The organism is Methanogenium sp. MK-MG, assembly GCF_009914725.1.
Taxonomy (GTDB): domain Archaea; phylum Halobacteriota; class Methanomicrobia; order Methanomicrobiales; family Methanomicrobiaceae; genus Methanogenium.
The window spans coordinates 1-26,803 of sequence record NZ_JAAAWJ010000025.1 but is presented as its reverse complement, the minus strand read 5'-3'; the positions used below and the strand labels follow the sequence as shown (position 1 = coordinate 26,803).

Sequence of the window (26,803 nt, the reverse complement as noted above, 5' to 3'; positions counted from 1 at the left end):
CCAGGGCTGTTGTCAACCAGCCCATTGCACTCCGATCCTCTGGTCAAAAAGAGGAGAAATGGAAGGGCAAGCCCACGACTTTAGTCGTGGGTAGTTGACAGTCAATCCAGTTGTGTGGGTATGCGTCTTCAGCCACCGTTCAAAGAGGTTGAGGTGTTTGGGCCGGTATGCCCAGTCGGTGGCAACGGCCCGGAGGTCAAAGATCTCCTCTTCAAGGAGGGCATTGCAGAGACTGAGTATGTCGTCTGTGTCCCGCACCTTCACCTTAGGCCAGAATATCTTCGCCGTTGCCCGGATATCAGGTCTCCTCACCCCTATGAACCCTTCCGGTGAGACACCGTTGAGGAGGACTTCCCGTTCAAAATAGGCCGGGTCACGGTGTGTTTCGAGTGCCTGTATGACTGACTGGATAAGGAGAGTGTTCTGATCAGTCCCGTTTGCCATACTTCACCGTTTATTGGTATTGGTATTCAGGTTTCCGGACTGGTGGCATGGGCCGTATCATCCTGTGGTTCCCGATAATTACATCTTGAATATATCTTCATAATCTGCCCATTTTATCCGATCAGATCAAATCCGATATGTTATTGCTGAAAATGAAATAATATCCTGTTAATTGTTATGGGACTCTATGATACCCTCAGAGATTACTGGGGCTACTCCTCGTTTCTTCCTCAGCAGACTGAGGCGATATCAGAGATTTGCCTGAACCGGGATGTCCTCCTCCTGAAAGCGACCGGAGGGGGCAAGTCTCTGTGCTACCAGATCCTCCCGGTTCACGAGAAAAAACTGGGTATTGTTGTATCTCCCTTAATCTCACTGATGAAGGATCAGGTGGATGATCTCCGCCAGAAAGGCATCCGTGCCGCAACCATAAACAGCGAATCAACAACCGCTGAAAAGACAGCAACGGAAAAAGCCCTCCGGGAAGGCAGAATAAATCTGCTGTATGTCTCCCCGGAACGGTTTGTCAGCGGGAATTTTATCCGTCTTCTGAAAAACATTCCCCTCTCCCTCATTGCCGTTGATGAAGCGCACTGTATCTCCCGATGGGGCCATGATTTCCGCCCGGATTACCGGAAACTCCGGATGATAAAAGAGACATGGCCGGATGTTCCGGTCATTGCTGTAACAGCCACTGCCACCCGTGAGGTAAAAGATGATATCGTACGGCAACTGAATCTGAAAGACCCGAAAGTGCTCGTCGGCTCATTCAACCGGAAAAACCTGTATTATGAAATTCGTGAATCAGGAAACCCGAAAGGGGAAATAATTGAATTTCTGAAGAATCATCGTGATGAGTCAGGGATCATCTACTGCTTTTCCCGGAAGAGCACAGAGGAAATCTCTCAATATCTACAGGAAAATGGGTTCAACTCTCTCCCGTATCATGCCGGCCTGCAGGACAATGTCCGGAAAAAAACCCAGGAATCATTTGTCAGGGATGAAACGCAGATCATCTGTGCGACGATTGCCTTCGGGATGGGTATTGATAAACCTGATATCCGGTTTGTTCTTCATTATGAACTGCCCAAAGACATTGAATCGTATTATCAGGAGACAGGGCGTGCGGGGAGAGATGGCCTGCCCGGAAACTGTATTTTATTTTTTAATCGCGGAGATATTGCAAAACAACTCTGGCTCATCGATAAGGGTGATTCTGACAGGGATTACAAAGAGGTGCAGAAGAAAAAACTCTTTGCGCTGACACGGTTTTGTGAGTCTCCGGTATGCAGAAGACATGCCATTCTGTCCTATTTTGGTGAGGAATATGGGCAGAAGAACTGTGAGCTGTGCGACAACTGCCGGAAGGAAAATTCGAGAGTTGATGCGAAAGAATATGCACGGAAGGTCATGGCCTGTGTCAGTGAACTGAACGGTCACCTCGGACGGGGGAAGATTGTTCAGATTCTCTCCGGATCGACTGTCAAAGGGATGGATTCCCTAAAACCCCGCAAACTAAAATCGTTTGGAACGATTGTGGATATCCCTGAAAACCAATTGAAACAGTGGGTTGATGAACTCGTATTTCAGGGCTACCTTACCCGCTCTGGCAGGAGGTATCCTCTCCTTTCCCTCTCTAAAGAAGGGAAGACGTATCTGAATGGGCAAAAGGCAGTCCCGATATTTCTCAGCAAACCAAAAAAGAAGACAGGAGGAAAATCCCGAACCGGACAGATGCAGGACCGCTCTAAGGACAGGTATAATCAGTCTCTCTTTTCACTGCTCCGTGTGCAGAGGGATGATATTGCACGGCGTGCGGAACTTCCGAAATATATGATCTTCACCGACCCGTCTCTTATTGAGATGGCGGCCTTTTATCCACGGACAAAGGATGACTTCCTGAAGATTAAGGGGGTCGGTGTCGCAAAATGGAATTCTTATGGCGATATTTTTACTGCCATGATCTCAAAATTCTGTGTAGATAATGGCATCACCACTACAGACGGCGCCGTTGCAGAATAGTCAGAGTCTGCCTCACATAATAGGTAATATAATGGATGATAACCCCTGCTCATCCGTTCTCTTTTCATCGTGAGTACATGCAACCGGTGCATGTCTGAACAGTTTTTTCAGCAGGAAAAAAAGGTTATACCGGGATGAAGATCATTGAGCTGAATACCATCACAATGATGAAAAGGTAGTAGAGAACCACAAAGACCACAACCGGGATGAATGTGGCCAAGACGGCATTCAGTTTGGATATGCCGTGGAATTCGTGGAGGGCAAAGACCTGGATGGCCATTCCCCAGTAGGGGGTGACGAACGCTCCGATGATCGTCCAGCCGATGAGCAGTGTCGGGACCATGGAGTAGCATGCCGCCCGGACAGTCTCCAGGTATCCGCCGGTGCCTTTGAAGAAGAGGATGAAGATATGGGTGATGGCAGCCCCTATAAACAGAGAGATGACTCCCCCCACCAGAGAGGAGACAAATACTGCCGGGATGATGAAGAGGAGTGCATCACCGGGTATATCCAGCTCAGGGCCAAAGACGACGAGACCCGCGGCAATGACGATGGTTAAGAGGACCGAGAAGGCAAAGAGAAGCGTCAGGTAGAAGACAAAGGCATCTTTGAATGATTCGTTCCGGTACTCGCCAAATCCCTGGTCAAAGGAGAAGAGACAGGTCCGGATGCGGTCACTGAACGATAGAGTCATGCCCTATCTTTGCACTGAATGGTGGAATAATTTTTGGATGGTATGTTTCCCGTGCGAAACCTTCATCATCTCGGGTTTCATTAATGGGACGTACCGAACTTGGAGGTGTTGTGAATGAATGTTCTCATAATCTATGCCCATCCCTACCCTGCATCATTTAATGCAGCAATGAAGGACCGGGCAGTTTCAGTTCTGCAGGATATGGGCCACGCGGTGAAGGTCTCAGATCTCTATGCAATGAAGTTCAAGGCAGTCCTTGACCAGGATGACTTTCCTCAGCCCTGTAACAGAGACTACTTCTCGATTCCCGGGGAACAGGTGGCAGGGGTACGAAACGGTACACTGGCGCCGGATATCCAGGCAGAGATGAAGAAGGTCGAGTGGGCTGATCTCTTAATCTTCCAGTTCCCCATCTGGTGGAGCTCAACACCTGCCATCCTGAAGGGCTGGATTGACCGGGTCTTTGCACAGGGGTTTGTGGTGAATCTGGCGGAGGCAAAAGTCTACAGTGAAGGTCTCTTATCCGGTAAGAAGGCCATGATCTCAACAACAGCCGGTTCTCCGCCGGAATTCTACAGTGAAGGGGGGCCGCATGGCGACATTAATCATCACCTGATGAGTCTCTGGCACAATACCTTTGAGTTCTGTGGCATGGAGGTGGTGCCGACGTTTTATGTGTTTAATGCAGGTGTGATGGATGATCTGCAGTTCAATGCCGAACTGGAGCGGTGGGAAGAGTATCTGCGCCTGCTGTGATGCCCGGCACCGTTTCGTTGGAATCCGTGAATCCGGATAATCCTATTTTTTATCTTCTTCTCTGCGTGGTCTTGGGCTGCCGGGCAGGGCGAGGGCTGCCAGAAACGCGATCACTAAGAGGATGGCCATGGCGTCAAAACAGCGGTACATGCCGGCAGAGATGGCCTGGTCTGCGATACGTGTGGCCGTTTCCTGCGTCCCTTCCGGTATCGTACTGATATCTGTCGTCTGCATCTTCTCCACCCAGCTCTGCAGGATGGTTGCAAGTTCCTCATTTGTGGAATCCTCGAATTCGGGATATTCCTGTGCGATGCCGGAGAGAAGGCCTGAGAAGATGAAGATGAGCAGGATGGCACCGATGAGTGCGGTGCCGAGGGATGTGCCGAGCTGACGGAGGGTGTTGAGGACGCCTGCGGCGTCAGTGGAGTGCTTCTCGTCCACTGCAGAGAGGGTGAGATTTGTGATCTGGGATAGGATGGTACCGATGCCAATGCCAAAGACCATACTGCCGGGGATGATGTCCGGTATGGTAGTAGCAAGGGAGAAGACGTCCCGCATTGCCACCACACCGGCGATGGCCAGCGCGAGGCCTGCAAGAAGCAGCCATTTCGGTGGCAAAAACGCTGAAAGGCGTGCTCCCCCGATGGAGAAGATAAAGATCATCACTGACATGGGCAGGAGGGCGAGACCGGTTTCAAAGGCGCTCACACCGGTCACAGACTGGAGAAAAACCGGGATGATGAAGAGGAACCCTGCAATGACGATGTTCTGTATGGTTCCTATGCCGTTTCCCAGCGTAAACGTCCGGTTTCTAAATATATTCACATCGACGAGAGGATTTTTGCCTGTACGCAGCCGGTGTTTCTGCCAGAACCAGAAGACGGCCATCAACAGCAGCCCTGCTCCGATGATAAGGGAGATTGAGCTCCATGCCTCCACATTCTTCATTAAGAGAATACCTGTCACGATGGCACCAAGGCCGAAGAAGGTGAGAGTGGTGCCGATGAAGTCAAGCTCTCTCCATTTCAGGGTTGGGGCTGATTCGCTGAGAAGATAGGAGAATATGAGGATGATGACCACGACCAGGAGTTCCAGCCGGAAGGCCCAGCGCCAGCTGTAGTAGGTGGTCAGGTAGCCGCCGATGATTGGGCCGAATGCGGCACCGGCGGCCCCGATGCCGCCCCACATACCGAAGGCGAAGGCCCGGTCCCGGCCTGCATAAGTGGAGGTCAGAAACGTGGTGGTCGCAGGCATCATCAGAATCGCACCCAGCCCCTCGAAGATGGCCCAGCCAATGAGAAGACTGGTTGCGTTCCAGCTCATTGAGGCGGTGAAAGTACCGATGCCATAGATGCCAACACCTATGAGAAATGCCTTCTTTCTCCCGATAACGTCCTGCAGTTTTCCGCCGATGAGCATGAAGGATGCCATGACGAGGGCATAAATAGCGATGATTGCCTGGATGGTCGGTACATCGGTGTTGAGGTCACTCACCAGTGCGGTGATTGAGACGTTCATGATGGTCGTGTCGATGACCATGATGAAGACCGCCATGCAGATGATGGTGAGTACGCCCCATCTAAATCCCCCCCCGGATTTCATCGGTTCTGCTCCTGCTGAGTAATACCTGTTGTGCCATTTATAGATGTTGCAGGACATGTGGCAGGTGAGTCCCGGAGAATACCAGGGATTATCCGCGGGTTAGCAGTATTAAGAGTCTGGATTCTGCAAAAAAGGAGTGATCTGTTGAAAATTATGTATTATCCTGGAACTCAGGAAAACAGCCGGTCGAGAGTGGCAAGCACATCATCTTCGACCTCTTCCGTGAGAAGGCCGAAGAGGAGGCGGTCATGGTAGCCGCCCCTGGCATGCCAGTATTTTCGCTGCCGTCCCTCGGGAACAAACCCCCCCTTCTCCAGCACCCGCACCGAACCCTTGTTTCCGGCGGCAGTATCAGCGTTCAGACGGTAGGCACCTGCGATGCGGGAGGCAAACCAGACGAGAAAGGTGGCAGCCTCAGATCCGATGCCCCTGTTCCAGAAGGGATCGTCTATTTGGTAGCCGACAAGGTATGCCCCGGGGGAAAACTCCTCTGCGATGAGGGCGCACTGGCCGATGAAGACTCCTCTCTTTCGGTTTCGGATGGTGAATACGAAGTGGCGGGGCATTCTCTGTTCAGAGATGGCCAGGTTGTTCTCATCCACAAAAGGGAGGAAGTAGGCATGGGTGGTTTCCGGCGTGTTCGGGCCAAAGAAGAGCCAGCGACATACGCTCTCCTTTGCAAGCATATCTGATATGGGAATGAGGTCTTCGAGTGTGACGTATGAGAAGCTGAGGCCGGGCGATCTCCAGGTGGTCTGCATTATTGGCTATGGGTATGCGGTGATGGAGAAAAAAGGGTTTGGTGTGGGCATAGGTTTATTATAATTTTAAAAATAACCTCTTTACGATTAAATAATTATCTTTAACCGGATCTCCACAAGTAATGACTTAAATATTATTAAATGCCCGATTATGCAGGGAATTTTATTAAACAGGACTTCCACGGAATAAATATTATACCAAAAGATCTTTATGAAAGAAATGTACTTCAGTCCTGAAAATATCGCCGGGAAATCGGAACAGATACTCTCGAAATATTCAGGACTTAGGAAGAGACATAAAAATGACTTTTTACCTGAAAATGCAGCTCTTCTTATTGTCGACATGCAGAGATATTTCGTAGACTCTGACTCTCATGCAAATATACCATCGGCACCTGCCATTGTTCCAAAAATCAAAAATCTTGCAGATGCTTTCATAAAAATGGATCGTCCTGTAATCTGCACCTGTCACATGAACAGTTCCGGCAATGCAAATCTTATGGAGAAATGGTGGAAAAACCTTCTTTTAGCAGATGATGCAAAAAGCAATCTTATCCCGGAACTTGATATTCCTTCAGCAATAATTTTAAAAAAGACACAATACGATGCCTTTTATGAGACAGATCTAAATGATATTTTAACCATGCAGAAGATCTCGCAGGTTGTCATTACGGGTGTGATGACTCACCTTTGCTGTGAGACAACTGCAAGGTCGGCTTTTATGAGAGGTTTTAGTGTATTTTTTCCTATTGATGCCACAGCTACGTATAATGAAGAATTTCATGAGGCATCAATTCTAAATCTGTCTCACGGTTTTGCAGTACCTGTACTTACAAAAGAACTGATGATGGCTATGGATACAATATGACAAAAGAAACTGATGTTGTAATTATCGGCGCAGGCCCGGCAGGCATCTCTGCAGCAATTCAACTTGACAGATATGATATTGACACGATTTTATTTGACAAGAGTGAGCCTGGCGGTCTTTTGGTTAATGCATCTTTTGTTGAGAACTACCCCGGATTTCCAAAGGGAATTTCCGGCAGAGACCTTACTGACCTCTTTAAAGAACAACTCAGGTCAAAAGGAATCAATGTGTGCAGAGAAGAAGTCATTGCAGTAAAAAAAAATGATGGCTTTTTTAACATTCTGACTTCAAATGACCTGATTAGATCATACATTGTTATAATTGCATCCGGAACAACACCAAGAAAGCTTATCCGGTGTACAATACCTTCCGGCGCTGAAGGCAGAATTTTTTATGAAATCAACCAATTGCGAAATCTTAAAGATAAAACTATTGGCATCATAGGATCGGGCGACGCTGCGTTTGATTATGCAGTCAGTTTATCTGAACATAATCATGTAATTATTCTTAACAGAAGTGACAGAGTTAAGTGTCTGCCACCACTTTTTGAACAGGTGACAAAATCCGTAAATATTTCATATCGGGAAAATATCTCGATAGGAAAGATCGATGTCTGCGATGAAGGTCTGATTTTATATCCTGAGGGTGATGGAAATTCTGGTAATGAAGGGATCAGGGTTTTCTGTCTGGTTGTAGCTATCGGAAGAGACCCTTCGACCAGTTTTATTTCAAAATATATTATGGCAGATATCGGGAGTTTGAAAGATACCGGACGCATTTACATGATTGGAGATGTCAGTAATGGTATATGCAGGCAGACGGCAATATCGGTTGGTGACGGAGTCAGGGCTGCCATGGAAATAGCAATGCGAATGAGGGACAATCAGATATGAAAATAATTGCAAAAGCAGGATGCGATGAAATTGCAGCAGTATATATTGCTGAGACCGAAGAGGGAAAAAGAATTGAATTTGTGGAGTCCATTCAGCCCCCTAACCCAAGAGATAAAAAATGGGTACTGATTGTCTCAAATATGTTCGGCTGTCCGGTCGGATGCCGATTCTGTGACGCCGGAGGGAACTATCATGGCAAACTCTCTGCAGATGAGATCTTTTCGCAGATAGACTATCTTATAAAGAGCAGGTTTCCTGATGGAGTTGTCCCTGTAGAGAAATTTAAAATTCAGTTTGCACGAATGGGTGAACCTGCGTTAAATCCCGCTGTTCTTGATGTATTAAATGAACTTCCTTCCCGTTATGATGCTCCCGGCCTGATTCCCTCCATATCAACAGTTGCCCCTGCAGGCTGTGATGATTTTTTTAGAAAATTAATAAAGATAAAAGATCTCCATTATCCGAAGAATTTTCAGTTTCAGTTCTCAATTCATACCACAGATTTAAAACTTAAAAAATGGCTGATTCCAATGAAGACCTGGAGTTTTGAAGAGATGGCAAAATATGGTGAAGAGTTCTTCTCTGAGAATCAAAGAAAGATTACACTTAATTTTGCACTTGCAGAGAATATGCCTCTTGATCCTGAAGTCCTTCTAAATTATTTCAGCCCGGATACATTTTTGATCAAGATAACACCCATAAATCCTACGTTTAAGGCTGCAAAGAACAATATTTCATCCCTTGTTTCGGCTGACAAGTATATCGCAGATGATGAATATCAATTACCGGTTACAGATTCTCTGATCAATGCAGGATATGATGTAATTGTAAGTGTCGGTGAAACTGAGGAGAATCAGATAGGTAGTAATTGTGGACAGTATCTTGAGGCAGTACAAAAAAATCGTATTCCGGTTGGGAATTGTTATACATATGACATCAAAGAGATATGAGTGCTATTGCATCCTGTGAATCCAGACCTCACTCTATACTTTTCTCTCCTCCCGCCCCCATTTCACGGCAATCAAACCGGATACTAACGTCTGGACGATTGCATAGACAATGATGATGAGGAATGCCTCTCCATGGCCTGCGAGGGCACTTGCGCCCACAAGGAGGGAGACGCCGAGGTTTCTGTTGGCTGAACTGGTGGCAAGCACCTGCCGGTTCTGTTTCTCCGGGCCGCCCAGGAGATAACCGGTAAGCATTGAGAATGCCACCAGAATGAAGACAGCTGCTGTCGCGGCGATGCCGACACTGAAGAACGAATCGATGAATCTGACCTCCCCTGTCACCTGCACCCAGATGAAGATGATGCCGAAGATGACGATCGTGAGATTGGAGATGATAAACACCTGCCTTCGGATCCGGTTTGCAAATGCCAGAAAACGGGAGTTGATGGTAAGTCCCGCGACCATGGGCAGGAATATGAGGATGACGAGAGTGGTCATCACCGAGAAAAAGTCAATCTGCTCGGTGATGGCACCCGGGAGGATGAATGTAAGCGTAATCGGGGTGGTGAATATCGCGAGCACACTCAGGTAGAACATGATGCGGATGGCAAGTGATACATCGCCCTTTGAGAACTCCGCGAGTTTCGGGCCGATGGTCGAACCCGGGGCGCAGGCGATAATAAGAAGGCCTGTAGCAACATCCATATCCATAGGGATCAGCCGGACCACTGCGATGCCCGCCAGAGGGATGAGGATGAGGTTGATGAAAAAGGCAAGTCCTATCAGCCGGTGATGCTGAAGGGGTGCTGCAATCCCGCGGGTCGTAAGGCCAAGTCCCATGGAAAACATCGTTGCCACTAAAAAGAGGTAGATGGAGAGTTCAAGAGGCAGGGTGAGACCTATGGTCGAAAGCATCTTCACAGAGATGGTCTGCCATTCATATAATTACTGCTGTTTACCATTCCGTCTGCAAAACCCGTGGAATCGGACTGCATCTGAAAAAAACGGGTAAATTTTCTCTGATGGGATGCATTTATAGCCGTTGATGGTAATAATGAGCCATGGAAAAACAGTACGGTATGTACCTGGCATACTTCTTTCAGGCCCTTATCGGGCTGAACTGTATCTATGCCTTCGTAACCGGAAACATCGCAGGGTTCTTCTCGGCACTCATCATGTTTATCGCGACCCTGGTGCCCTTTATCATCGCCCACCGGATGAACATTCACTTCCCTTGGTTCGTCTTCTTCCTGATTGCCCTTGCTCTCTGGTTTCATACGGCCGGCTATATTCAGGGTTACTATGAGATGTTCTACCCGTACTATGACAAAATCGCCCATCTGGTATCCGGCACTACCGTTGCCCTTCTCGGCTTTTTAGGTGTCATCTTCCTTGACCGCTACTGGAATATGAACCTCACGGCCCCCTTCATCGTCGGGTTTACCATCATGTTTGGCGTGGCCCTTGGTGCATTCTGGGAGATATATGAGTTTCTGGTGGACAACATTTTCGGTGGATCCCTTGCCGGCCCGATGCAGAACGGCCTGAATGACACCATGCTTGACATGATGTTTGTCCTTGCAGGCTCCATCATTGTCGCCATTATGGGTGTCTTCTACTTCCGCCACCACCGGAAAGAGGACATCGTCGGGTCACTGAACGGGGATACTGCAGACAATTGAGCATCTTCCCTGCTCTGCTGAAATAAAATAATCCATAATCTGATCCCTCTTTTTTGTTTGTTTCCAAAAACCTGAGCACCAAAAAGATTCCTGTCTTTTGCCGGTGCAGTGTCACAAAAGAGCGGTACCCCTCTTTGATAAACATCAAAAAAACGAATGGGCCTGATGCGATTCGAACGCATGACCGTCCGGTTATGAGCCGGACGCTCCACCACTAAGCTACAGGCCCGTGTGAATTGTGCATATTCACTATGTCATGAATGGCTAAAAATGTATTGAGATGTCGACCCCTTCCGGCATTGGATGGGGGCGATGAGTGGGAATTTCCCCTGTCTGTATATCCGGCTGACCGGACTGTGCGGTTCCGGCGCAGGTGTGAGGGCCGATTGGGCCGGCAGCAACGGGTATCCGGTATAACCTGTCGGGCGCTACGCGTTTGAGCCAACGATATGATTTATGGTGTGTTCACAGATATCTGTTGAATAATCCCCTATCCTCCTGAGGGAGTCTGCGATGTAAACAACGTGGATTGCATCCGCCGCCTCAAACGAGAGGGCCATGCGGTTTACTTCCCGGCAGCGTTCCTCCAGATTTTTTGTATGGCCAATAGTTGTGTTTGCCTTTTCCAGATCGCCGGAATGGAATGCCTCCATTGCAGCCCGGAAGATTGCCATCGCGTCACGTTCTGCCCGCTGGATTGATTCATACATGCTGTCGTCTTCAAGCGCAAAGTCCGTGAGTTCAACAGCATTTCTGGCGATCTTTGTGGCGTGGTCTGCGATACGTTCTATTATTTTTGCGATCTGGATATAGCCGGATGCGGTTGCAACCGGAATGTCCATCCGGCGTGAGAGGTTCACATCAGAGAAGATGAGGTTCACCTGCCGGGCCACCAGCCACTGGAGGCGGTCCACATCGCCGTCACGTTCAATGACCGAGGAGGCAAGAGAGCGATCCCTGTCCCGCAGGGCAGTGACTGCATCCCCACTCATCTTGGTCGCAATGACAGCCATCCTGCGCAGGGAGTTTTCAATCGGCATCTCTGTCGGGTTGAGGAGATCTTTTACCGTGATCTCGGTATCCGTCTCCTCCACAATCTCCTGCCCGATGGACATCGCCGTGAAATTCCGCACCTGTTCAATAATATCTGCAGGCAGGCGGAATCTGGAACGGACCACGATCTCGGTGTAGCCGGAGATGTAGGCTCCTACCAGTTCACGAAGCAGGAGAGTGTGATCCGTTCCTGCATCGGCGGTAAAAACCTTTTTTCTCTGTATCTGCATGCCGGTGGTATTCGGTGTCACCAGCAGTGTGCCGTCACTCTGGATAATCAGACCCACCGGGTCATTTTTCTGAATGTTGGTCGCATCCACCCATTTTTTCGGAAGGGAGACAATCATTGAGGAACCGCCACTCCGCTGGACCTTACGGATCTCCATGTCAGCCATTGTATCAGTATTTGCCAGTGTATTGTATATTGTATTTTCGCTATCAGGTATATCCAGTATGTAGTGTATATTCAGGTAAGTACTAGTATGTGCTGTGTATGTTGAATGTCGGTCATGAATATATACAAATCTCTGCCCTTCTGGTATGGTGAAAACCCATCATGAATTTACGTTCAAAGCCACTCATTGCATTCACACTCGCAGTCATTCTCTTAGGAACAGCGTTTGTCTGCGGATGTACTGACTCCGGTGCTGTCCCTGCAGCCCCGGTGGAGACAATCTCCGTTACCGGTTCAACCACGGTTCTTCCGCTTGCACAGCTTGCCGCTGAAGCCTACATGGACACCCACCCGGAAGCTGACATCCGGGTATCCGGCGGCGGATCCTCTGTGGGTGTGAAGGCAGTCGGTGAAGGCACGGCAGAGATTGGCATGGCCTCACGTGACCTGAAATCATCAGAGTCTGAGACCTACCCCGACCTGGTAGAGCATGTCGTTGCAAAGGACGCCATTGCAATCATTGTCCATCCGTCCAACAGCGTCTCCGACCTCACCGTTGAACAGATAAAATCCATCTACCTCGGTGAGACCACCAACTGGAAGGCAGTCGGTGGGCCGGATGCAGCCATTGTCGTCGTCGGCCGTGACAGTGCCTCCGGCACACGTGAATACTTCCAAGATGCTGTGATGAACAAGGAAGACTTCACCACAACACAGCTTGAGAAGAACTCGAACGGCGCTGTCCGACAGACCATCTCCCAGACCCCTGGTGCCATTGGGTATGTGGGACTCGGCTATCTGGATGGGGCCGTGAAGGCAGTGCCCGTCAACACCGGCACCAGTATTGTTGACGCAGGCGTTGCAACCGTCATCTCAGGTGAATACCCGATTGCACGTGGCCTGAACATGTTCACCGCAGGACAGCCCGAAGGCCTTGCCGCCGACTATCTTGCCTTCATCATGAGCCCTGACGGGCAGGCACTTGTTGCTGAAGAAGGATTTGTTCCGATTGCCTGAATAAACCCGGCACCCCTGCCATTTTTGTGTATATATCATGGAACAGGAACAACAGGCTACCGCTCATCCCCCGGTATCAGCTGAGCTTTCAGCAGGCCGCAATGCATACCTGAAAGAACGGATCATCCGTTCCGTCTGGTTTGCGACGGCAGCCTTCGGTGCGCTCAGCGTATTCTTCATTCTTGCATTTCTCATCAAAGACGGTATTCCGATCTTTGCCACGGTCACTCCGGGAGAGTTTCTCTTCGGTGCGATCTGGAACCCGACCGGTGCGGTACCGGCATATGGCACGCTTCCGTTGTGGGTTGGCACCATCCTCGTGACCATCGGTGCGATGGCCATTGCAGCGCCCCTCGGCATTGCGTGTGCGATTGTCATCGCAGAACTCGCTTCACCCCGTGTCAGGGCGATTGTCAAACCTGCAGTTGAACTGTTGGCAGGCATTCCGTCAGTCGTATACGGGTTTTTTGGCCTGATTATCCTCACCGATGTTATCAGGGTGACCTTCTCCATACCATCCGGTGAGACATGGCTTGCAGGTTCACTACTGCTGGGCATCATGGCCCTTCCCACCATTATCAGTGTCTCGGAAGATGCCATATCAGCCGTGCCGAAGGACTACCGGGAAGGCTCCCTCAGCCTTGGAGTCACCCGGTGGCAGACCATCTCGCGGGTGGTTGTTCCCGCTGCTCTCTCCGGCATCACCGCAGCGCTCATCCTTGGTATCGGCCGGGCGGTCGGCGAGACGATGGCTGTCCTGATGGTTACCGGCAATGCCTCCCTCATCCCTGACCCGTTATACAATGTCCTCTCTCCCATACGAACCCTGACAGGCACCTTGGGAATTGAGATGGGAGAGACTGCCATCGGCAGTGCCCACTACCATGCCCTCTTCGGGGTTGCCCTGCTCCTCCTTGTCATCACGCTTGCGGTCAATATATCGGCAATGATGATTCTCGGCCACATCCGTGCAAAACAGACCGGCACCGGCAACGGGCCGGGAAGGACTGCTGCGCTCATCACCCGGTTCCGGCGGGAGATTTGGATTTCTGTTGCAGCCATCCTTCTCCTTGTAGTGGCAGTGACCGTTTCACCTCTGGCGGCCGTTTTACTCGCGATATCCGGTGCCATATGGTGGTACCTTCTTCCACGCATTCAGCCACGGTACCGGCAGACAGCGGCATTTGGCCTGTTATACGCAGCCCTCGCTGTGGTGCTTGCAGCACTTGCCATCATCCTTGGGTATATTCTCATAAACGGCCTGCCCGCCATCAGCTGGGAATTTCTTACCACGGCACCGCGGGCACTCGGGCGTGAGGGTGGCATCTTCCCGGCGATTGTCGGCACCCTCTGCCTTGTCGCCGGTGCGATTGCAGTCGCCCTTCCAATAGGTGTTGGTGCGGCCATCTATCTCGTTGAGTACACCCGTGAGAATATTGTCACCAGAATCATCCGGTCAGGTGTGGACCTCTTAAATGGTACACCGTCCATCGTGTTCGGGCTATTTGGCTTCTCTTTCCTCGTCATATACCTCAACTTCGGCGTCAGCCTGCTTGCAGGGCAGATCACCCTTGCCCTGATGGTCCTCCCGACGGTCATCCGGACGACAGAAGAGGCGCTCCGGGGAGTACCTGCATCCCTCCGGGAAGGGAGCCTTGCCCTGGGTGCCACCCAATGGCAGACCATTTCAAGGGTGGTCCTCCCGCCTGCGATGCCCGGCATCATCACCGGAGCGATTCTTTCCATCGGGCGTGCTGCAGGTGAGACTGCCCCTGTCATGTTCACCGCAGTCATCTTCTCATCCCGGTTCCTGCCGTCGTCTCTCTCGGACCCGGTCATGGCCCTGCCGTATCATCTCTACATTCTCGCGACCAATGTCCCGGGTGCAGAGACAAACCAGTACGGGACCGCACTGGTGCTCATTGCACTGGTAGCAGTCATCTATCTCGTTGCAATCGCAGTCAGAACACACTATCAGAAGAGTATCCGGTGGTAACAATGGAACACTCAGCAGTAATTGAAACACAGAACGTAAACCTCTGGTACGGTGACGCACAGGCATTGAAGGATGTCTCGGTCAGCTTCCCGGAACAGAGCATCACAGCCCTCATCGGGCCCTCGGGTTGTGGGAAATCAACTCTTCTGCGGTGCTTTAACCGTATGAATGACCTGATCCCGTCCTGCAGGATTGAAGGCGGGATTTCATATCACGGGACTGACATGTACGCTCCTTCGGTCGACCCGGTACGTCTCAGAAAAAAGGTAGGCATGGTATTCCAGCGTCCCAACCCGTTCCCCAAGTCAATCTATGACAACATCACCTACGGGCCACGGATGCATGGCATTCGTGACAGGAGAGCCCTTGATGAAATTGTCGAAGAGAGTCTGAAGAAGGCCGCCCTCTGGGATGAGGTCAAAGACCGCCTTAATGCGTCTGCAATGGGTCTCTCCGGTGGACAGCAGCAGCGTCTCTGCATCGCCCGCACGCTTGCAGTGAACCCGGACGTTATCTTAATGGACGAGCCCTGTTCCGCACTCGACCCGATTGCGACGGCAAAGATTGAGTCGCTGATGAAGGAGCTCAGGAGCCAGTACACGGTTATTATTGTGACGCATTCCATGCAGCAGGCGGCACGGGTGAGTGATTATACCGGATTTATGTATATGGGGGAACTCATCGAGACCGGAAAGACCACAAAAATTTTTGAGAACCCGGACTGTGAACTGACGAACAATTACATTACCGGGAGGTTTGGATAAGATGACGTTTGAGACATTTCACGAAGAACTGGATGCCATTCAGGCACGTATCCTGACAATGGCAGAGCATTCCATGGGTATGCTCACAGATGGCATGCAATGCCTGAACTCAGTGGATGATGAACTGGCGAATGATGTCATGGACCGTAAAATCCGCCTTTCAGAACTGCATGAAGAGATTGAAGATCGCATTATGCATATCTTTGTGCTCTACCACCCGGTGGCAGCAGACCTCCGGCGGGTTGTCTGTTACACGGTGATGAACTATTCCCTGTACCGGGTAGGGAGGGCGGGGAAGGGTCTTGCAAAGAACGTAGTGACAGTAAAGACCGGGACTCAGCGTGTGCCGATGGACAATCTCATTGTCATGGCTGATATGGTTGTTGCAATGCTTGAGGATGTCATCAATGCATTTCGTACATCAACTGTGATAGATCCGGTCTCACTGGGGCGGCGTGACGATCAGGTGGATGCGATGCAAAGTGGTATCCTCCGGGAATGCCTCACCTATATGATGGAAGACCCCCGCACGATACCCGGCGGCATTGAGTGCATCACCGTTTCGCGTCACCTGGAACGCTGCGGGGACCATGCCTGCATTATGGCAGAGAAAGTTAATTTCATGGTGGAAGGCACACGCGTGGAGATCCGGTAGAGGAGAACGGCAGATCCGGCTGATGGGGGTAAAACCCATCCGCTCTTTCTCCTGTCTTCTCTACGCTCTTTGTTTGGGTTTGATTTATTATTGTCCTGCACCAGAACAGGAAGTGCTGGAGGATCCCGGTACCCGGGTTGCTGGATAGTATGAAAGATAAGAACTGGTTGATCGGCATTGCTGCCACACTCCTCGCTGCCTCGGCACTGCTCTATTTCATTCACTATCTGGTGTTTCATGACCTGCATCACATTGGTGTCTTTGCCCTGCATGAACTGGCATTTCTCCCCGTTGAGGTGCTTATCGTCACTCTTGTCATTCACCGCCTGCTTGAGGAACGCGAAAAAAAGCAGAGACTGGAGAAGATGAATATGGTCATCGGCACATTCTTCTCGCGGGTGGGAACAACACTTATCACCTGTTTTGCGAGCCATGACCCTAACATTGAATCCATCCGGTCTGAACTGGTGGTTACCGACGCATGGGATGAAGGTAATTTCAGTGCAGTGGCAGCCCGGATGAAGGCATATGACTATGATATTGATACCAGCACCCTCGACCTCGAACGCCTCCGTGCATTCCTTCTGGACAGTGAGGATTTCCTCATCAGGATGCTGGAGAATCCAGTGCTTCTGGAACATGAGGACTTCACCGAACTGCTGCGGGCCACCTTCCATCTCACCGAAGAACTCAGCCGCCGCGGGCCCATCACCGAATGTCCTGCCTCTGATATATCACATCTCGGCGGTGATGTCAAACGGGTCTATGGGCTCCTGATTCATGAGTGGATCGCATACATGCACTACCTGAAGAGAAACTACCCCTACCTCTTCTCTCTTGCTATGCGGACCAACCCCTTTGACCCGGAGTCGTCCGTGATGGTCACCTGACCATCCTCTGTTACCTCTTTTCCGTACTACTGTCCCTCCCTGTTTTCAACGTCCGGGTGTTTGTGTGATCCTGCGGGTACATATGCAGGTGAATTTCTCTCCTTGTGTGTGCGGATAACTGCTGATGTCTGGTCTGCATCAATGACGAATCAATGCCGGAATGGCACGGTCAGGTAAGTAAAATCCCGAAATACTCATTTATTTTAATAATATCCCAAATCTGTGGTTTTTTGCCAATCCAAAGGAATAATATATTCCTGATATAAACAACCTCTTACCGGCTGATTTATACCAGCGTCCCGGTTCTCCCGGACACACCGGGTGCCTGCTGCATGGTATGTGAGAGAGAGAGAGACAGCCATAGGAGTTTCATGACCTTCACCCCCCACCCGCAGGTACCGGAAGATTCACCAGTATGGGATGTCCTGATCATCACGAGTTCGCTCGCCGTAGGGCTGGTCATCATTGTGGGCTTGTATACCGGCTATGGATCAGTCTTTCCCCACCTGATAGACATCCCCATCATCCTCTATGCCTACCGCTATCCCCGGCGGGGGATATGGTTTGCGGCGCTTGCCTCCGGCCTGTATCTTATTTCCTATGCGATTATTGTCCCTCACTCCCTATCGGGTATATCTCAGGCGTTCGGACGTGTGTTGTTGTTCCTTGTTATAGGGGCAACTGTCTCCTACCTCTCCTACCGCCTCAGGAACAGCGAGAATACCTATCGCAACCTCTTTGACAATCTTTCAAACGCTGCATTCACAGTAAAACTAAATCCTGACGCTACCCCCGGACGGTTTATGGACGTCAATGACCGGATGTGTGCGGCGGTCGGGTATACACGGGATGAACTGCTCTCAATGACCCCTGCTGACATTGTGCATGAAGACTACATGCAGGAGTTGCGTGCGAGGCTGAAAGAGCAGAATATGGATGCATACGGGGAATTTGAGTTACTTAATATCACAAAAGACGGCAGGGAAATGCCGGTGGAGGTGAAGGTGCATCTCTTTGAGATTGAGTCAGGCCCGATTATTCTTGCAACCGCAACCGATATGACCGGGAGATACCACCGTGACAGGATTCTGAAGGCCCAGCGTGACGTGGCAGTCTCCCTGAACCACGCCGGAGATGGTGAGGAGGCAGTCCGGCTGGTCATTGGGTTTGCCCTGGAGATCAGCAGCCTTGATGCAGGGGCATTTTATTTTGCCGGAGAGGATGGGGCCTCCTTTTCCCTTCTTTACAGCACCGGGTTTTCCGGAAGATTCCTGAGTAAAAATGAAAAAATACGGGTGGCACCTGATGGAGTTACGGCAGTACCGGGATGGAAACCTGTGTACGGGTCTGCGGAAGACCTTGTCCGTGCAGGCATGATCAGCGGATCCGGAGAAAATCCAAAGAGGATTGGGATTCTGCCCGTGCAGGGCAGCAACAGGCTACTGGGTCTCTTCCTGCTCTCATCCTACGGGACTTCTGAGATCCCCGATACCGAACGCCGTCTCATCGAAGCACTGGTCGCACAGGCGGGCGCTGCCATCGACCGGCTGAATGCGGTCCGTGCCCTGCGCCGGAGCAGACAGGACCTGCGCTCGCTTGTGGATTCACTTGATGCATACCAGGCACTCGCCGGGCCGGATGGGATGATTATTACGGCAAACTGTTCGTTTGCCGTTGCATCCGGGAATGACCCCGAAGATCTCTCCGGAAAGAACATTATTGAGATGACCGGGGGAACAGATGAATTTCATACGTTTTTGCGCGACAGGTTTGCCGCAGTACTGAAGAGCGGGCAGGCGGTGCGTTTTGAGGATCGGGGAGGGGGCCACTGTTATGACACCATCCTCTATCCGGTCCTTTCCTCAGAAGGGGGTGTCCGGGCGGTCGGGATGCTCTCCACTGACATATCACCTCTGAAAGAGGCAGAAATGGCACTTCTGGAGGCAGAACGGAAATATCGGCTGGTGATTGAGGCGCTGAACCTCGGTGTCTTTGACCTTTATCTTCCCGAGCGGTTTATGACAGTTTCACCAGAATGGTATACGATGCTGGGATATGATGCTGACACCCCGGATGACCCTTATACCTTCTGGGTTGCGCATCTTCACCCTGACGAGAGAGAGAATGTACTGAAGATCATTGATGAGACCCTTGAATCAGGTGAGGAGTACTTCAATGAATACCGGATGCGGGCGGCCGATGAAACCTGGCGGTGGATCAAGAGCCAGGGGAAGGTTATCAGCTGGCTGCCGGATGGCAGAGGCGATCGATTGATTGGCACCCATTCTGACATCACCCGCCAGAGACGTGCCGAGACGGCGTTCCGGAGGACAACCCGTCTCCTCAGGGATGCCCAGAAAATAGCCCGCCTTGGCTACTATGAATATGATGTGGAAAATGATCTCATCCTCCCGGATGCCGGCATATACGAAATTCTGAATATTTATGATGAGGAACCGGTCTACACATTTCATGAATTCTGCAGTTTTATCCATCCGGATGAACGTGAACAGTTGGAGGCCGAATTCGCGGCTGCTGCACGGGAAAACAGTCCATACAACAATATATTCAGGATTGTTGCGCGTGGTGGGCCTGAACTCTGGGTTAGGGTGTGGGTTGAGCCGGGTATTGATAACGGAGGAGAGCTTTCGCCGATATTTGGAGCGATACAGGACATTACTGATGTACGGCAGACAGAGGAGGAACTTCTCCGGACCCAGATTGCCGTGGAGACATCCCGCGATGAGGTGCTGTATATTGCTCCGGACGGGGAGGTCCTGTACGGCAACCAGCAGGCGGTGAATGCCTACGGAAGGGAAGGGGGACTCACCGGTCTCACGATTAGTGATATCGATCCGGCATACCCACCAGAGAAGTGGCGGCGCCACTGGGCATACCTCAGGGAGAAGAAATACCAGATCCACGAATCTCTGTACCGGAAGAGCGATGGTTCTGTCTACCCCGTTGAAGTCGTGGAAAACTATGTGAAGGTGGGTTCCCGTGCGTTCTCCTGTGTCTACTGCCGTGACATCACTGACCGGCGGACTGTGGAGAGTGCCCTCCGTGAGAGTGAACAGCGGCTCTCTCTTGCGGTCGTGGGGGCTGATCTGGGCATATGGGACTGGGATATGACATCTGATCACCTGATCTTTGATGCACGGTTTGCAGAGATTTTGGGGGCTGCCCCGAAGGAGATGGAGACCGGCACATTCGGTGATATGATGGCATTAATCCACCCGCATGATCATGCGGCATTCCGGAAGGCTCTGGAGGATTACATTGCCGAAAAAGGTGCCCCGTTCCTCTGTGAACTCAGGATACACCACAGAGATACTACCTGGAGATGGGTAAGAGGGCGGGGAGTCATTGTCTCAGAGGATACCTCCGGCAGTGCCCGGCGGATGATCGGCACGATCATGGATATTAATGAACAGCGTGAGGCAATGGAGGCCCTGGCGGAGCAGGAGGAGCAGCTGCGGGAGACCCAGGACATTGCCCGTGTGGGCGGATGGACGTATGAGATCCCTGAAGACCGCTATACCTTTGAGCGTGGTACCCTGCAGACCATTGGGTTTGCGAAGATGGTTCCCCCGGTAACGATGGAAGAATTCCGTCATGATTTTTTATACCCGGAAGACAGCGCAGCGGTGGAAAAAGCATATACCCGCCACCTGAAGGAGTATGTGCCGTTTGACATGGTCTTCCGTGTCCGGTTGCCGGACGGGAGGATGCGATATCTTCACAGTCGGTGCCAGACGATCTTTGATAACCAGGGTGTGCCACAGAAGAGCGTGGGTATTGTCCAGGATGTCACCGGGATCAAGGAAGCGGAGAACGAACTGCTCGAACGCGAGTGGAAAGTGAACGAGGCACAGCGAATTACTCATATCCGCTACTGGGAATGCGACAGTTCGTGTATGGGATATTCACGGACCGACGGGGATATCTCCCTCCACCAGCTCATATTCCTGGAACGTGATGGCCTGCGGATACACCCGGATGTCTGTGACCAGCTGATTGCAAAGTTCCGTGAATCCGTTGACAGTCACAGTGAATTTTCTGAAGAGTTCCCGGCTGTTCTGGAAGAGAGTGGCGAGACCCTGCACCTCTACTGCCGGGGCAGCCATTACTACCGCACCGACGGCACACATCTGCGTTCGCTCGGGACCATCATTGATATAACAGAGCGGATCCACACCCTGAATGCCCTGCGGGAAAGTGAGAGTAAGTTCCGGCTGGTGGCAGAGAACCCCGGCATTGGCACCTATATCACCCAGGACAGCAGGTTTGTCTATGTCAATGATACCTGTGCCCGGTTCTTCGGGTATTCGATTGAAGCGATGATTGGAATGAATGCAGCGAAGATCGTCGCGCCTGAGATGCGCAGTGAGATGTGTGTGCTATTCAGGGAATGCGCTGCAGGTGAACGCGATGAGATCCATCTTGAGGCGCAGGGATTTACAGAGACAGGGATTAGATTCCCGGTTGAGGTATTCGGGTCGTCGGGTGAATATGGCGGCCGGTCGGCTGTCATCGGCACCGTTATCGACATCACGGAGCGCAAGGCATATGAGGAGATGCTCACCATCACCCGGCTTACGGTGGATCAGGCGACAATCGGCATCGGCTGGATCAACCATGCCGGTGAAGTCATCTATGTCAATGCCCAGGCGGTGGAGATGCTGCGCATCCCGAAGGAGACGGTCCTCGGAATGAATATCCTGGAGATACACCCGTCTTTTACCTCCACCCGGTGGCAGGAATTCTGGGATGGCATCTGTGTCGGGCAGAATCAGCGGTTTGAAATCGTACAGGTACGCGGGGACGGCACCTTCTTCCCGGCAGACATTATGGTCGATTATGTACATCTCGGTGACATGGAGTTTGCCTGTATATTTGCGACTGATATTTCCCTGCGCAGGGAGGCAGAGGGTGCCCTCCAGCAGTCACTTGCAGAGAAGACAACGCTCCTGCAGGAGGTGCATCACCGCGTGAAGAACAACCTTGCTCTTATATCATCGATGATCCAGATGCAGATGCGGATCCTTGATGATAAACAGGCTGTAGCATCACTGACGGAGACGGCAAACCGCATCATCTCCATGGCGATGGTCCACGAGAGCATATACCGTTCACGAAACATTACCACCATTGATGCCCACGAGCACCTGACAGCACTGGTGAACGAGATCATACCGAATTTCTCCGTCGGAAAAACGATTGAGGTGGATGTCGATGCGCATGGCTGCACCCTTGACCTGAATTCCGGGATTCTCTACTCCCTCATTGTCAATGAGCTCATCACAAACTCCATCAAATATGCATTTGAAGGGCGGGATGCCGGAAAGATATCCATTTCAATGGAGTGTAGTGACAAAAAGAAGGTGCTCTCCGTCACTGATGACGGGGTGGGGATACCGGAGGATGTGAATCCCTTCCGGCGGCCGTCTCTGGGAATGAATATTGTCCACAGTGTAGTCACGGCCCAGATGGGAGGGACGATTGAACTTGTCCGCGGTGAGGGCACCACCTGGATACTGACATTTCCGATAAAATGAGGCCACTGTGATTATTCCCGCAGATTTTTTCTATTCCAGCCGCAAATAATCAGCTGGAGTAATACTATGGTACAACTGACCGATGACCTGATTGAAGCGTTCAACGCATTAAGAGTAATCCCCCTTGCAACAGCAGATAAAGACGGTGTCCCCAATGTCGCACCTATGGGTGCAAAGGCACTTGCAGACCCGGAGACGATTCTTGTGATGGACAACTTCATGCAGAAGACTGTCGCAAACATCCGGGAAAACCCGAAGGCTGCCATCTATGTCTGGGGCGAGGGTGTGAAGGGCTGTTTCCAGATCCACGGAGATGTCACGTACGTGAACGAGGGGGAACAGTTTGAGACGTTCCGTAAAGAGACACTCGCCCGGATGCCCAAGGTGCCGGCAAAGGGGATGCTGGTCATAAAAATAACCGATGTATACACCTGTGCTGCAGGGCCGGGTGCCGGCGATAAGATTGTCTGAAACCCTAAATTAAAATTTCATTTTTTGTGCGGCACTGTGCACTGTGGTGTCTCAGTGAATCAGAGACGGGCGACTGAAAGAGACAGACATTTCTCCAAGGGAGTACCCTGTCTCAGTCCATGCTGCCACTCGTAAATCCGTCCAGGTCGAGTGCTACATGATGGAATCCCAAGGTATGAAACGCCCTGCTGATGGTGTCACGGCGTGCAAAGATGCAGTCTGAGGATTCAGGATCAGTCTCGATGCGTGCCACATCTCCGTGGATGCGGACCCGTACCTGCTGTGCCCCGGCAGCGAATATTACATCCTCTGCCCGTGCGATACGGGCGAGAAGCTGTGGGTCCAGGCACTCTCCATAGGGAATTCTTGTTGCAAGGCAGGACGCGGATGGCTTCGCATATTCCGGTATTGCGTGCATCCGTGCGATGGCCCGGATGTCATCCTTGGTGATGCCCGCCTCGACAAAGGGATGGGTGATGCCTGCTGCACGGCCGGTCTCGTAGCCGGGCCGGTATTTGGTTATATCATCAGCATTTGTTCCGTCTGCGATCGATACAAGGTTATTTTCATCTGCCACATCGTGGAGAATCCGTGCACTCTCCTGTTTGCATATGGCACACCTGTTCTTTGGGTTCATCCTGAATTCCGGGTTCTCCATGATCTCTGACTCCCGGACAAAGAGCCTGAGTTCTTCCCGTGTGACAATGCTGTGGGCGATCTTTTCCTCGCGTGGGGGGAGGAGAGGACTTGTTATAAGGCAGCAGGCGGACTCATTGCCCAGGACATCGCGTGCGACAACGGCAAGGACTATGCTGTCGATGCCACCGGAGTACGATACCAACAGTGATCTTTTGTCCCTGATTGCCGCCCGCAGGTGTGTGTACCGTTCCTGTATTCGTTCTGTCATAACCTCTGTGTGACCTCCGCTGATCTATCCGGATGATATGATACTCTTTGCTTTTTCCCCGATAAAATCTGCCGCAGCATATTTTCCTGTGATCTGGCAGGTGCCTGTTCATGTTCTGGTTGAACCGGATAAATAAATGTAAACTTACTCTTTACTATTGCTGAAATTTACTCCATATTCTCTAAAAACGCCATATCAATCCAATTAAGTTAATTGAGTTGATAATTGGCGGCGTTTCCCATTCTGAGTATAAAGACTTAAACAATTCTGAGGAGAACGTTTCTCTGATGAAAAAGAATCTGGTATTTCTCATGGCAGTCGCGGTGGTGTGCGCGACTGTGTTCATCTGTGGATGTACAGGAAGCGGTGAAACGCCTGTTGTTGATCATGATGGTAAAACACCTGTCGCCAATCAGACGCCGGAACAGACACCTGAACAGACCTCAGCAGCGGAAGAAAAAATAACCCTGACGGTCTACCATGCGGGCAGCCTTGCGAACCCCATGGAAAAGATGGAGACTGCATTCGAGGCAGAACACCCGAATGTGGATGTCCAGCTTCACCCGGCAGGCAGCACCAAACTGGCAAAGGAAATAACCGAGCTTGACGCAGTTGCTGATGTGTATGCATCTGCAGACTACTCGCTGATTCCCAACATGATGATCCCTGACTATGCATCATGGTATGTGACCTTTGCAAAGAACCGCATGGTGCTCTGCTACACTGACAAGAGCAACTTTGCTGATGAAGTCACTGCAGACAACTGGTATGAGATCCTCGCCCGTGACGGTGTGACCTGGGGCTTTTCCGACCCGAATCTTGACCCCTGCGGCTACCGCTCACTCATGGTGACCATGCTCGCTGAGATGGAGTACAATGATGACATGATCTTTGACAACCTGATTGGGCAATATACCCAGATCTACCCGACCGTCGCAGACGGTGTTGTCACCATTCATGCAAATGAGACCGCACCTGCCTACCCGGTCACGATTGCCCCCAAGAGTGTGGAGTTAATCGCAGGCCTTGAGTCTGGCAACCTTGACTACGCATGGGAGTACCGCAGTGTCGCTGAGCAGAATGCAGACTCCGGTGTGAAATACATCGAACTGCCTGAAGCTATCGATCTCTCATCCATCGCTTACAAGGACATCTATGCAAAGGTGCAGGTTGAGTCCCTGGGCGGCATGAAGAAAGGAAAACCGATTGTCTATGGTGTCACCGTCCCGAAGACTGCAGACAACCCTGAGACAGGTGCTGAGTTTGTCGCGATGCTTGTCGGTCCAACCGGTCAGCAGATCATGACAGATGCAGGTCAGCCACCAATCAATCCCCCGGTTGGGTATGTTGACATCCCCGCAGCACTGGCGAGCATGGTTGAGATGAACGCCTAATATATTTTCTTTTTTTAACGGAGCAGATGAATGAAGAGACTACCGAAGTTTCCTGATTCCTGCCTGCTGTCGTTTGCCCTTGTTGGCAGCATGATTGTTATTCTGACGATCCTCGCCCTTCTCACGATTACCTTAAGGCAGGTAACAGACCTTCCGTACTTCATCTCTGTCGCGACGGAATCAAAGGTCGTGGATGCCATCCTGCTGACGATGGTGGCAGGTCTGAATGCTGTCGTTCTGCTCCTTATCTTCGGTATCCCCCTCGCCTATATTCTGGCACGCACAGAGTTCAGGGGGAAAGGCCTGGTGGAGAGCATCGTTGATATCCCGGTGATGCTGCCGCATACCATTGCAGGTATTATGGTCTATATTCTCTTCATGCGCCGCGGTATCATCGGTGAACCGTTCTCACAGATAGGCATCATCTTTGAGGGCGCATATCCGGGTATTGTTGCGGCGATGTTCTTTGTCTCATCCCCGTATTTTGTAAACGCCGTGCGTGACGGGTTTGAGAAAGTCCCGGTGCATATGGAGAACGCGGCACGGACCCTGGGGGCGTCACGTTTTCAGGCATTCCGTCTGGTTGTTCTGCCGCTTTCACTGCGGCATATCTTCAATGGCAGCATTCTTGCGTGGGGACGGGGTATCGGTGAATTTGCGGCAATCATCATGATCGCCTACTATCCGATGGTCATATCGACGCTCATCTACTACAAGTTCACGACAGCAGGCCTCAGGGAGAGTACAGCAGTGGCATTTGCGATGATTTTGGTCTGCCTTGTGGTCTTTGCCATTCTGCGTATACTGATGAAGAGGGTGGGAAAATACGATGATAGAGTTTGAGAATGTTTCAGTGACACTGGGTGATTTCCGGCTGAATGAACTGAGTATCAGGGTTAAGAAAGGTGATTATTACTTCATCATCGGGCCGTCGGGTGCAGGAAAAACCATCATCCTTGAGGCGATAGCAGGCCTTCACCACCCGGATTCCGGGAGGGTGCTCATCAACGGCGAGGATGCGAGCGGGATACC

Annotated in this window: 23 protein-coding genes and 1 tRNA gene; 16 read left to right on the top strand and 8 right to left on the bottom strand. The window is 51.1% G+C overall.

All coding sequences use genetic code 11. From position 1 onward, the window contains the following. Positions 1-12 precede the first annotated feature (12 nt). Positions 13-444 carry a DNA alkylation repair protein gene (locus MKMG_RS05675; RefSeq protein ID WP_165076473.1) on the bottom strand — a complete coding sequence of 144 codons (432 nt, stop codon included), beginning with the start codon at positions 442-444 and terminating at the stop codon, positions 13-15. 177 nt (positions 445-621) lie between these two features. Here MKMG_RS05675 and recQ point away from each other — a divergent pair, with 177 nt between their 5' ends. Then, entirely contained in the window at positions 622-2,466 is a 1,845-nt protein-coding gene (gene recQ, locus MKMG_RS05670; RefSeq protein WP_165076472.1) for a DNA helicase RecQ, read from the top strand. A 124-nt stretch (positions 2,467-2,590) separates the two neighbouring features. Here recQ and MKMG_RS05665 read toward each other — a convergent pair whose 3' ends face one another. Then, a complete protein-coding gene (locus tag MKMG_RS05665) occupies positions 2,591-3,160 on the bottom strand; it encodes a Yip1 family protein (RefSeq protein WP_165076471.1) in 570 nt (189 codons plus the stop codon). 114 nt (positions 3,161-3,274) lie between these two features. On the opposite strand from MKMG_RS05665, the gene MKMG_RS05660 reads away from it, so the two are divergent. Continuing rightward, on the top strand, positions 3,275-3,916 hold the full coding sequence (locus MKMG_RS05660; RefSeq protein ID WP_165076470.1) for an NAD(P)H-dependent oxidoreductase: 642 nt from the start codon (positions 3,275-3,277) through the stop codon (positions 3,914-3,916). Positions 3,917-3,958: 42 nt separating this feature from the next. Here MKMG_RS05660 and MKMG_RS05655 read toward each other — a convergent pair whose 3' ends face one another. Next, complete coding sequence (locus tag MKMG_RS05655; protein ID WP_165076469.1) at positions 3,959-5,518, bottom strand: MFS transporter; 1,560 nt, start codon at positions 5,516-5,518, stop codon at positions 3,959-3,961. 170 nt (positions 5,519-5,688) lie between these two features. Further along, complete coding sequence (locus tag MKMG_RS05650; protein ID WP_165076468.1) at positions 5,689-6,279, bottom strand: GNAT family N-acetyltransferase; 591 nt, start codon at positions 6,277-6,279, stop codon at positions 5,689-5,691. Between the two features lie 211 nt (positions 6,280-6,490). On the opposite strand from MKMG_RS05650, the gene MKMG_RS05645 reads away from it, so the two are divergent. The 3 genes from MKMG_RS05645 to MKMG_RS05635 are packed head-to-tail and all read left to right on the top strand — an operon-like array spanning position 6,491 to position 8,990. Further along, complete coding sequence (locus MKMG_RS05645; RefSeq protein WP_165076467.1) at positions 6,491-7,147, top strand: isochorismatase family protein; 657 nt, start codon at positions 6,491-6,493, stop codon at positions 7,145-7,147. Then, positions 7,144-8,040, top strand: a complete 897-nt coding sequence (locus tag MKMG_RS05640; protein WP_165076466.1) for an NAD(P)/FAD-dependent oxidoreductase — start codon at positions 7,144-7,146, stop codon at positions 8,038-8,040. Before MKMG_RS05645 ends, MKMG_RS05640 begins: the two co-directional genes overlap by 4 nt. Next, a complete protein-coding gene (locus MKMG_RS05635) occupies positions 8,037-8,990 on the top strand; it encodes a radical SAM protein (protein ID WP_165076465.1) in 954 nt (317 codons plus the stop codon). The genes MKMG_RS05640 and MKMG_RS05635 overlap by 4 nt, the downstream gene beginning before the upstream one ends. A 33-nt stretch (positions 8,991-9,023) precedes the next feature. Here MKMG_RS05635 and MKMG_RS05630 read toward each other — a convergent pair whose 3' ends face one another. After that, entirely contained in the window at positions 9,024-9,905 is an 882-nt protein-coding gene (locus MKMG_RS05630; protein WP_165076463.1) for a bile acid:sodium symporter family protein, read from the bottom strand. Between the two features lie 146 nt (positions 9,906-10,051). Here MKMG_RS05630 and MKMG_RS05625 point away from each other — a divergent pair, with 146 nt between their 5' ends. Next, on the top strand, positions 10,052-10,672 hold the full coding sequence (locus tag MKMG_RS05625) for a DUF2238 domain-containing protein (RefSeq protein ID WP_165076462.1): 621 nt from the start codon (positions 10,052-10,054) through the stop codon (positions 10,670-10,672). A gap of 157 nt (positions 10,673-10,829) precedes the next feature. Here MKMG_RS05625 and MKMG_RS05620 read toward each other — a convergent pair. Together MKMG_RS05620 and MKMG_RS05615 are read right to left on the bottom strand one after the other, a co-directional pair. Then, positions 10,830-10,901 (bottom strand) — tRNA-Ile (locus tag MKMG_RS05620). A 199-nt stretch (positions 10,902-11,100) separates the two neighbouring features. After that, complete coding sequence (locus MKMG_RS05615; protein ID WP_254059100.1) at positions 11,101-12,120, bottom strand: phosphate uptake regulator PhoU; 1,020 nt, start codon at positions 12,118-12,120, stop codon at positions 11,101-11,103. Between the two features lie 161 nt (positions 12,121-12,281). Here MKMG_RS05615 and MKMG_RS05610 point away from each other — a divergent pair, with 161 nt between their 5' ends. From MKMG_RS05610 to MKMG_RS05580, 7 genes are all read left to right on the top strand, one after another. Next, entirely contained in the window at positions 12,282-13,136 is an 855-nt protein-coding gene (locus tag MKMG_RS05610; protein WP_165076461.1) for a phosphate ABC transporter substrate-binding protein, read from the top strand. Between the two features lie 37 nt (positions 13,137-13,173). Further along, positions 13,174-15,132 (top strand): phosphate ABC transporter permease PstA, encoded by a 1,959-nt coding sequence (pstA, locus tag MKMG_RS05605; RefSeq protein WP_165076460.1) that lies wholly within the window; start codon positions 13,174-13,176, stop codon positions 15,130-15,132. Between the two features lie 2 nt (positions 15,133-15,134). Next, positions 15,135-15,896 (top strand): phosphate ABC transporter ATP-binding protein PstB, encoded by a 762-nt coding sequence (gene pstB, locus MKMG_RS05600; protein WP_165076459.1) that lies wholly within the window; start codon positions 15,135-15,137, stop codon positions 15,894-15,896. A gap of 1 nt (position 15,897) precedes the next feature. After that, on the top strand, positions 15,898-16,551 hold the full coding sequence (gene phoU / locus MKMG_RS05595) for a phosphate signaling complex protein PhoU (RefSeq protein ID WP_165076458.1): 654 nt from the start codon (positions 15,898-15,900) through the stop codon (positions 16,549-16,551). A 149-nt stretch (positions 16,552-16,700) separates the two neighbouring features. After that, a complete protein-coding gene (locus MKMG_RS05590) occupies positions 16,701-17,441 on the top strand; it encodes a hypothetical protein (protein ID WP_165076457.1) in 741 nt (246 codons plus the stop codon). A gap of 332 nt (positions 17,442-17,773) precedes the next feature. Further along, entirely contained in the window at positions 17,774-22,999 is a 5,226-nt protein-coding gene (locus tag MKMG_RS05585) for a PAS domain S-box protein (protein WP_165076456.1), read from the top strand. Positions 23,000-23,065: 66 nt separating this feature from the next. Beyond that, on the top strand, positions 23,066-23,470 hold the full coding sequence (locus MKMG_RS05580) for a pyridoxamine 5'-phosphate oxidase family protein (RefSeq protein ID WP_165076455.1): 405 nt from the start codon (positions 23,066-23,068) through the stop codon (positions 23,468-23,470). A 112-nt stretch (positions 23,471-23,582) separates the two neighbouring features. On the opposite strand, the gene larE is transcribed toward MKMG_RS05580, so the two are convergent. Continuing rightward, complete coding sequence (gene larE, locus MKMG_RS05575; RefSeq protein WP_165076453.1) at positions 23,583-24,377, bottom strand: ATP-dependent sacrificial sulfur transferase LarE; 795 nt, start codon at positions 24,375-24,377, stop codon at positions 23,583-23,585. Positions 24,378-24,664: 287 nt separating this feature from the next. On the opposite strand from larE, the gene wtpA reads away from it, so the two are divergent. The 3 genes from wtpA to MKMG_RS05560 all read left to right on the top strand — a co-directional run. After that, positions 24,665-25,771 carry a tungstate ABC transporter substrate-binding protein WtpA gene (gene wtpA, locus MKMG_RS05570; RefSeq protein ID WP_165076452.1) on the top strand — a complete coding sequence of 369 codons (1,107 nt, stop codon included), beginning with the start codon at positions 24,665-24,667 and terminating at the stop codon, positions 25,769-25,771. Positions 25,772-25,801: 30 nt separating this feature from the next. Continuing rightward, on the top strand, positions 25,802-26,614 hold the full coding sequence (locus tag MKMG_RS05565; RefSeq protein ID WP_165076450.1) for an ABC transporter permease: 813 nt from the start codon (positions 25,802-25,804) through the stop codon (positions 26,612-26,614). Beyond that, a partial coding sequence (locus MKMG_RS05560) for an ATP-binding cassette domain-containing protein (RefSeq protein ID WP_165076449.1) occupies positions 26,601-26,803 on the top strand: 203 nt, incomplete at its 3' end. The genes MKMG_RS05565 and MKMG_RS05560, both read left to right, overlap by 14 nt.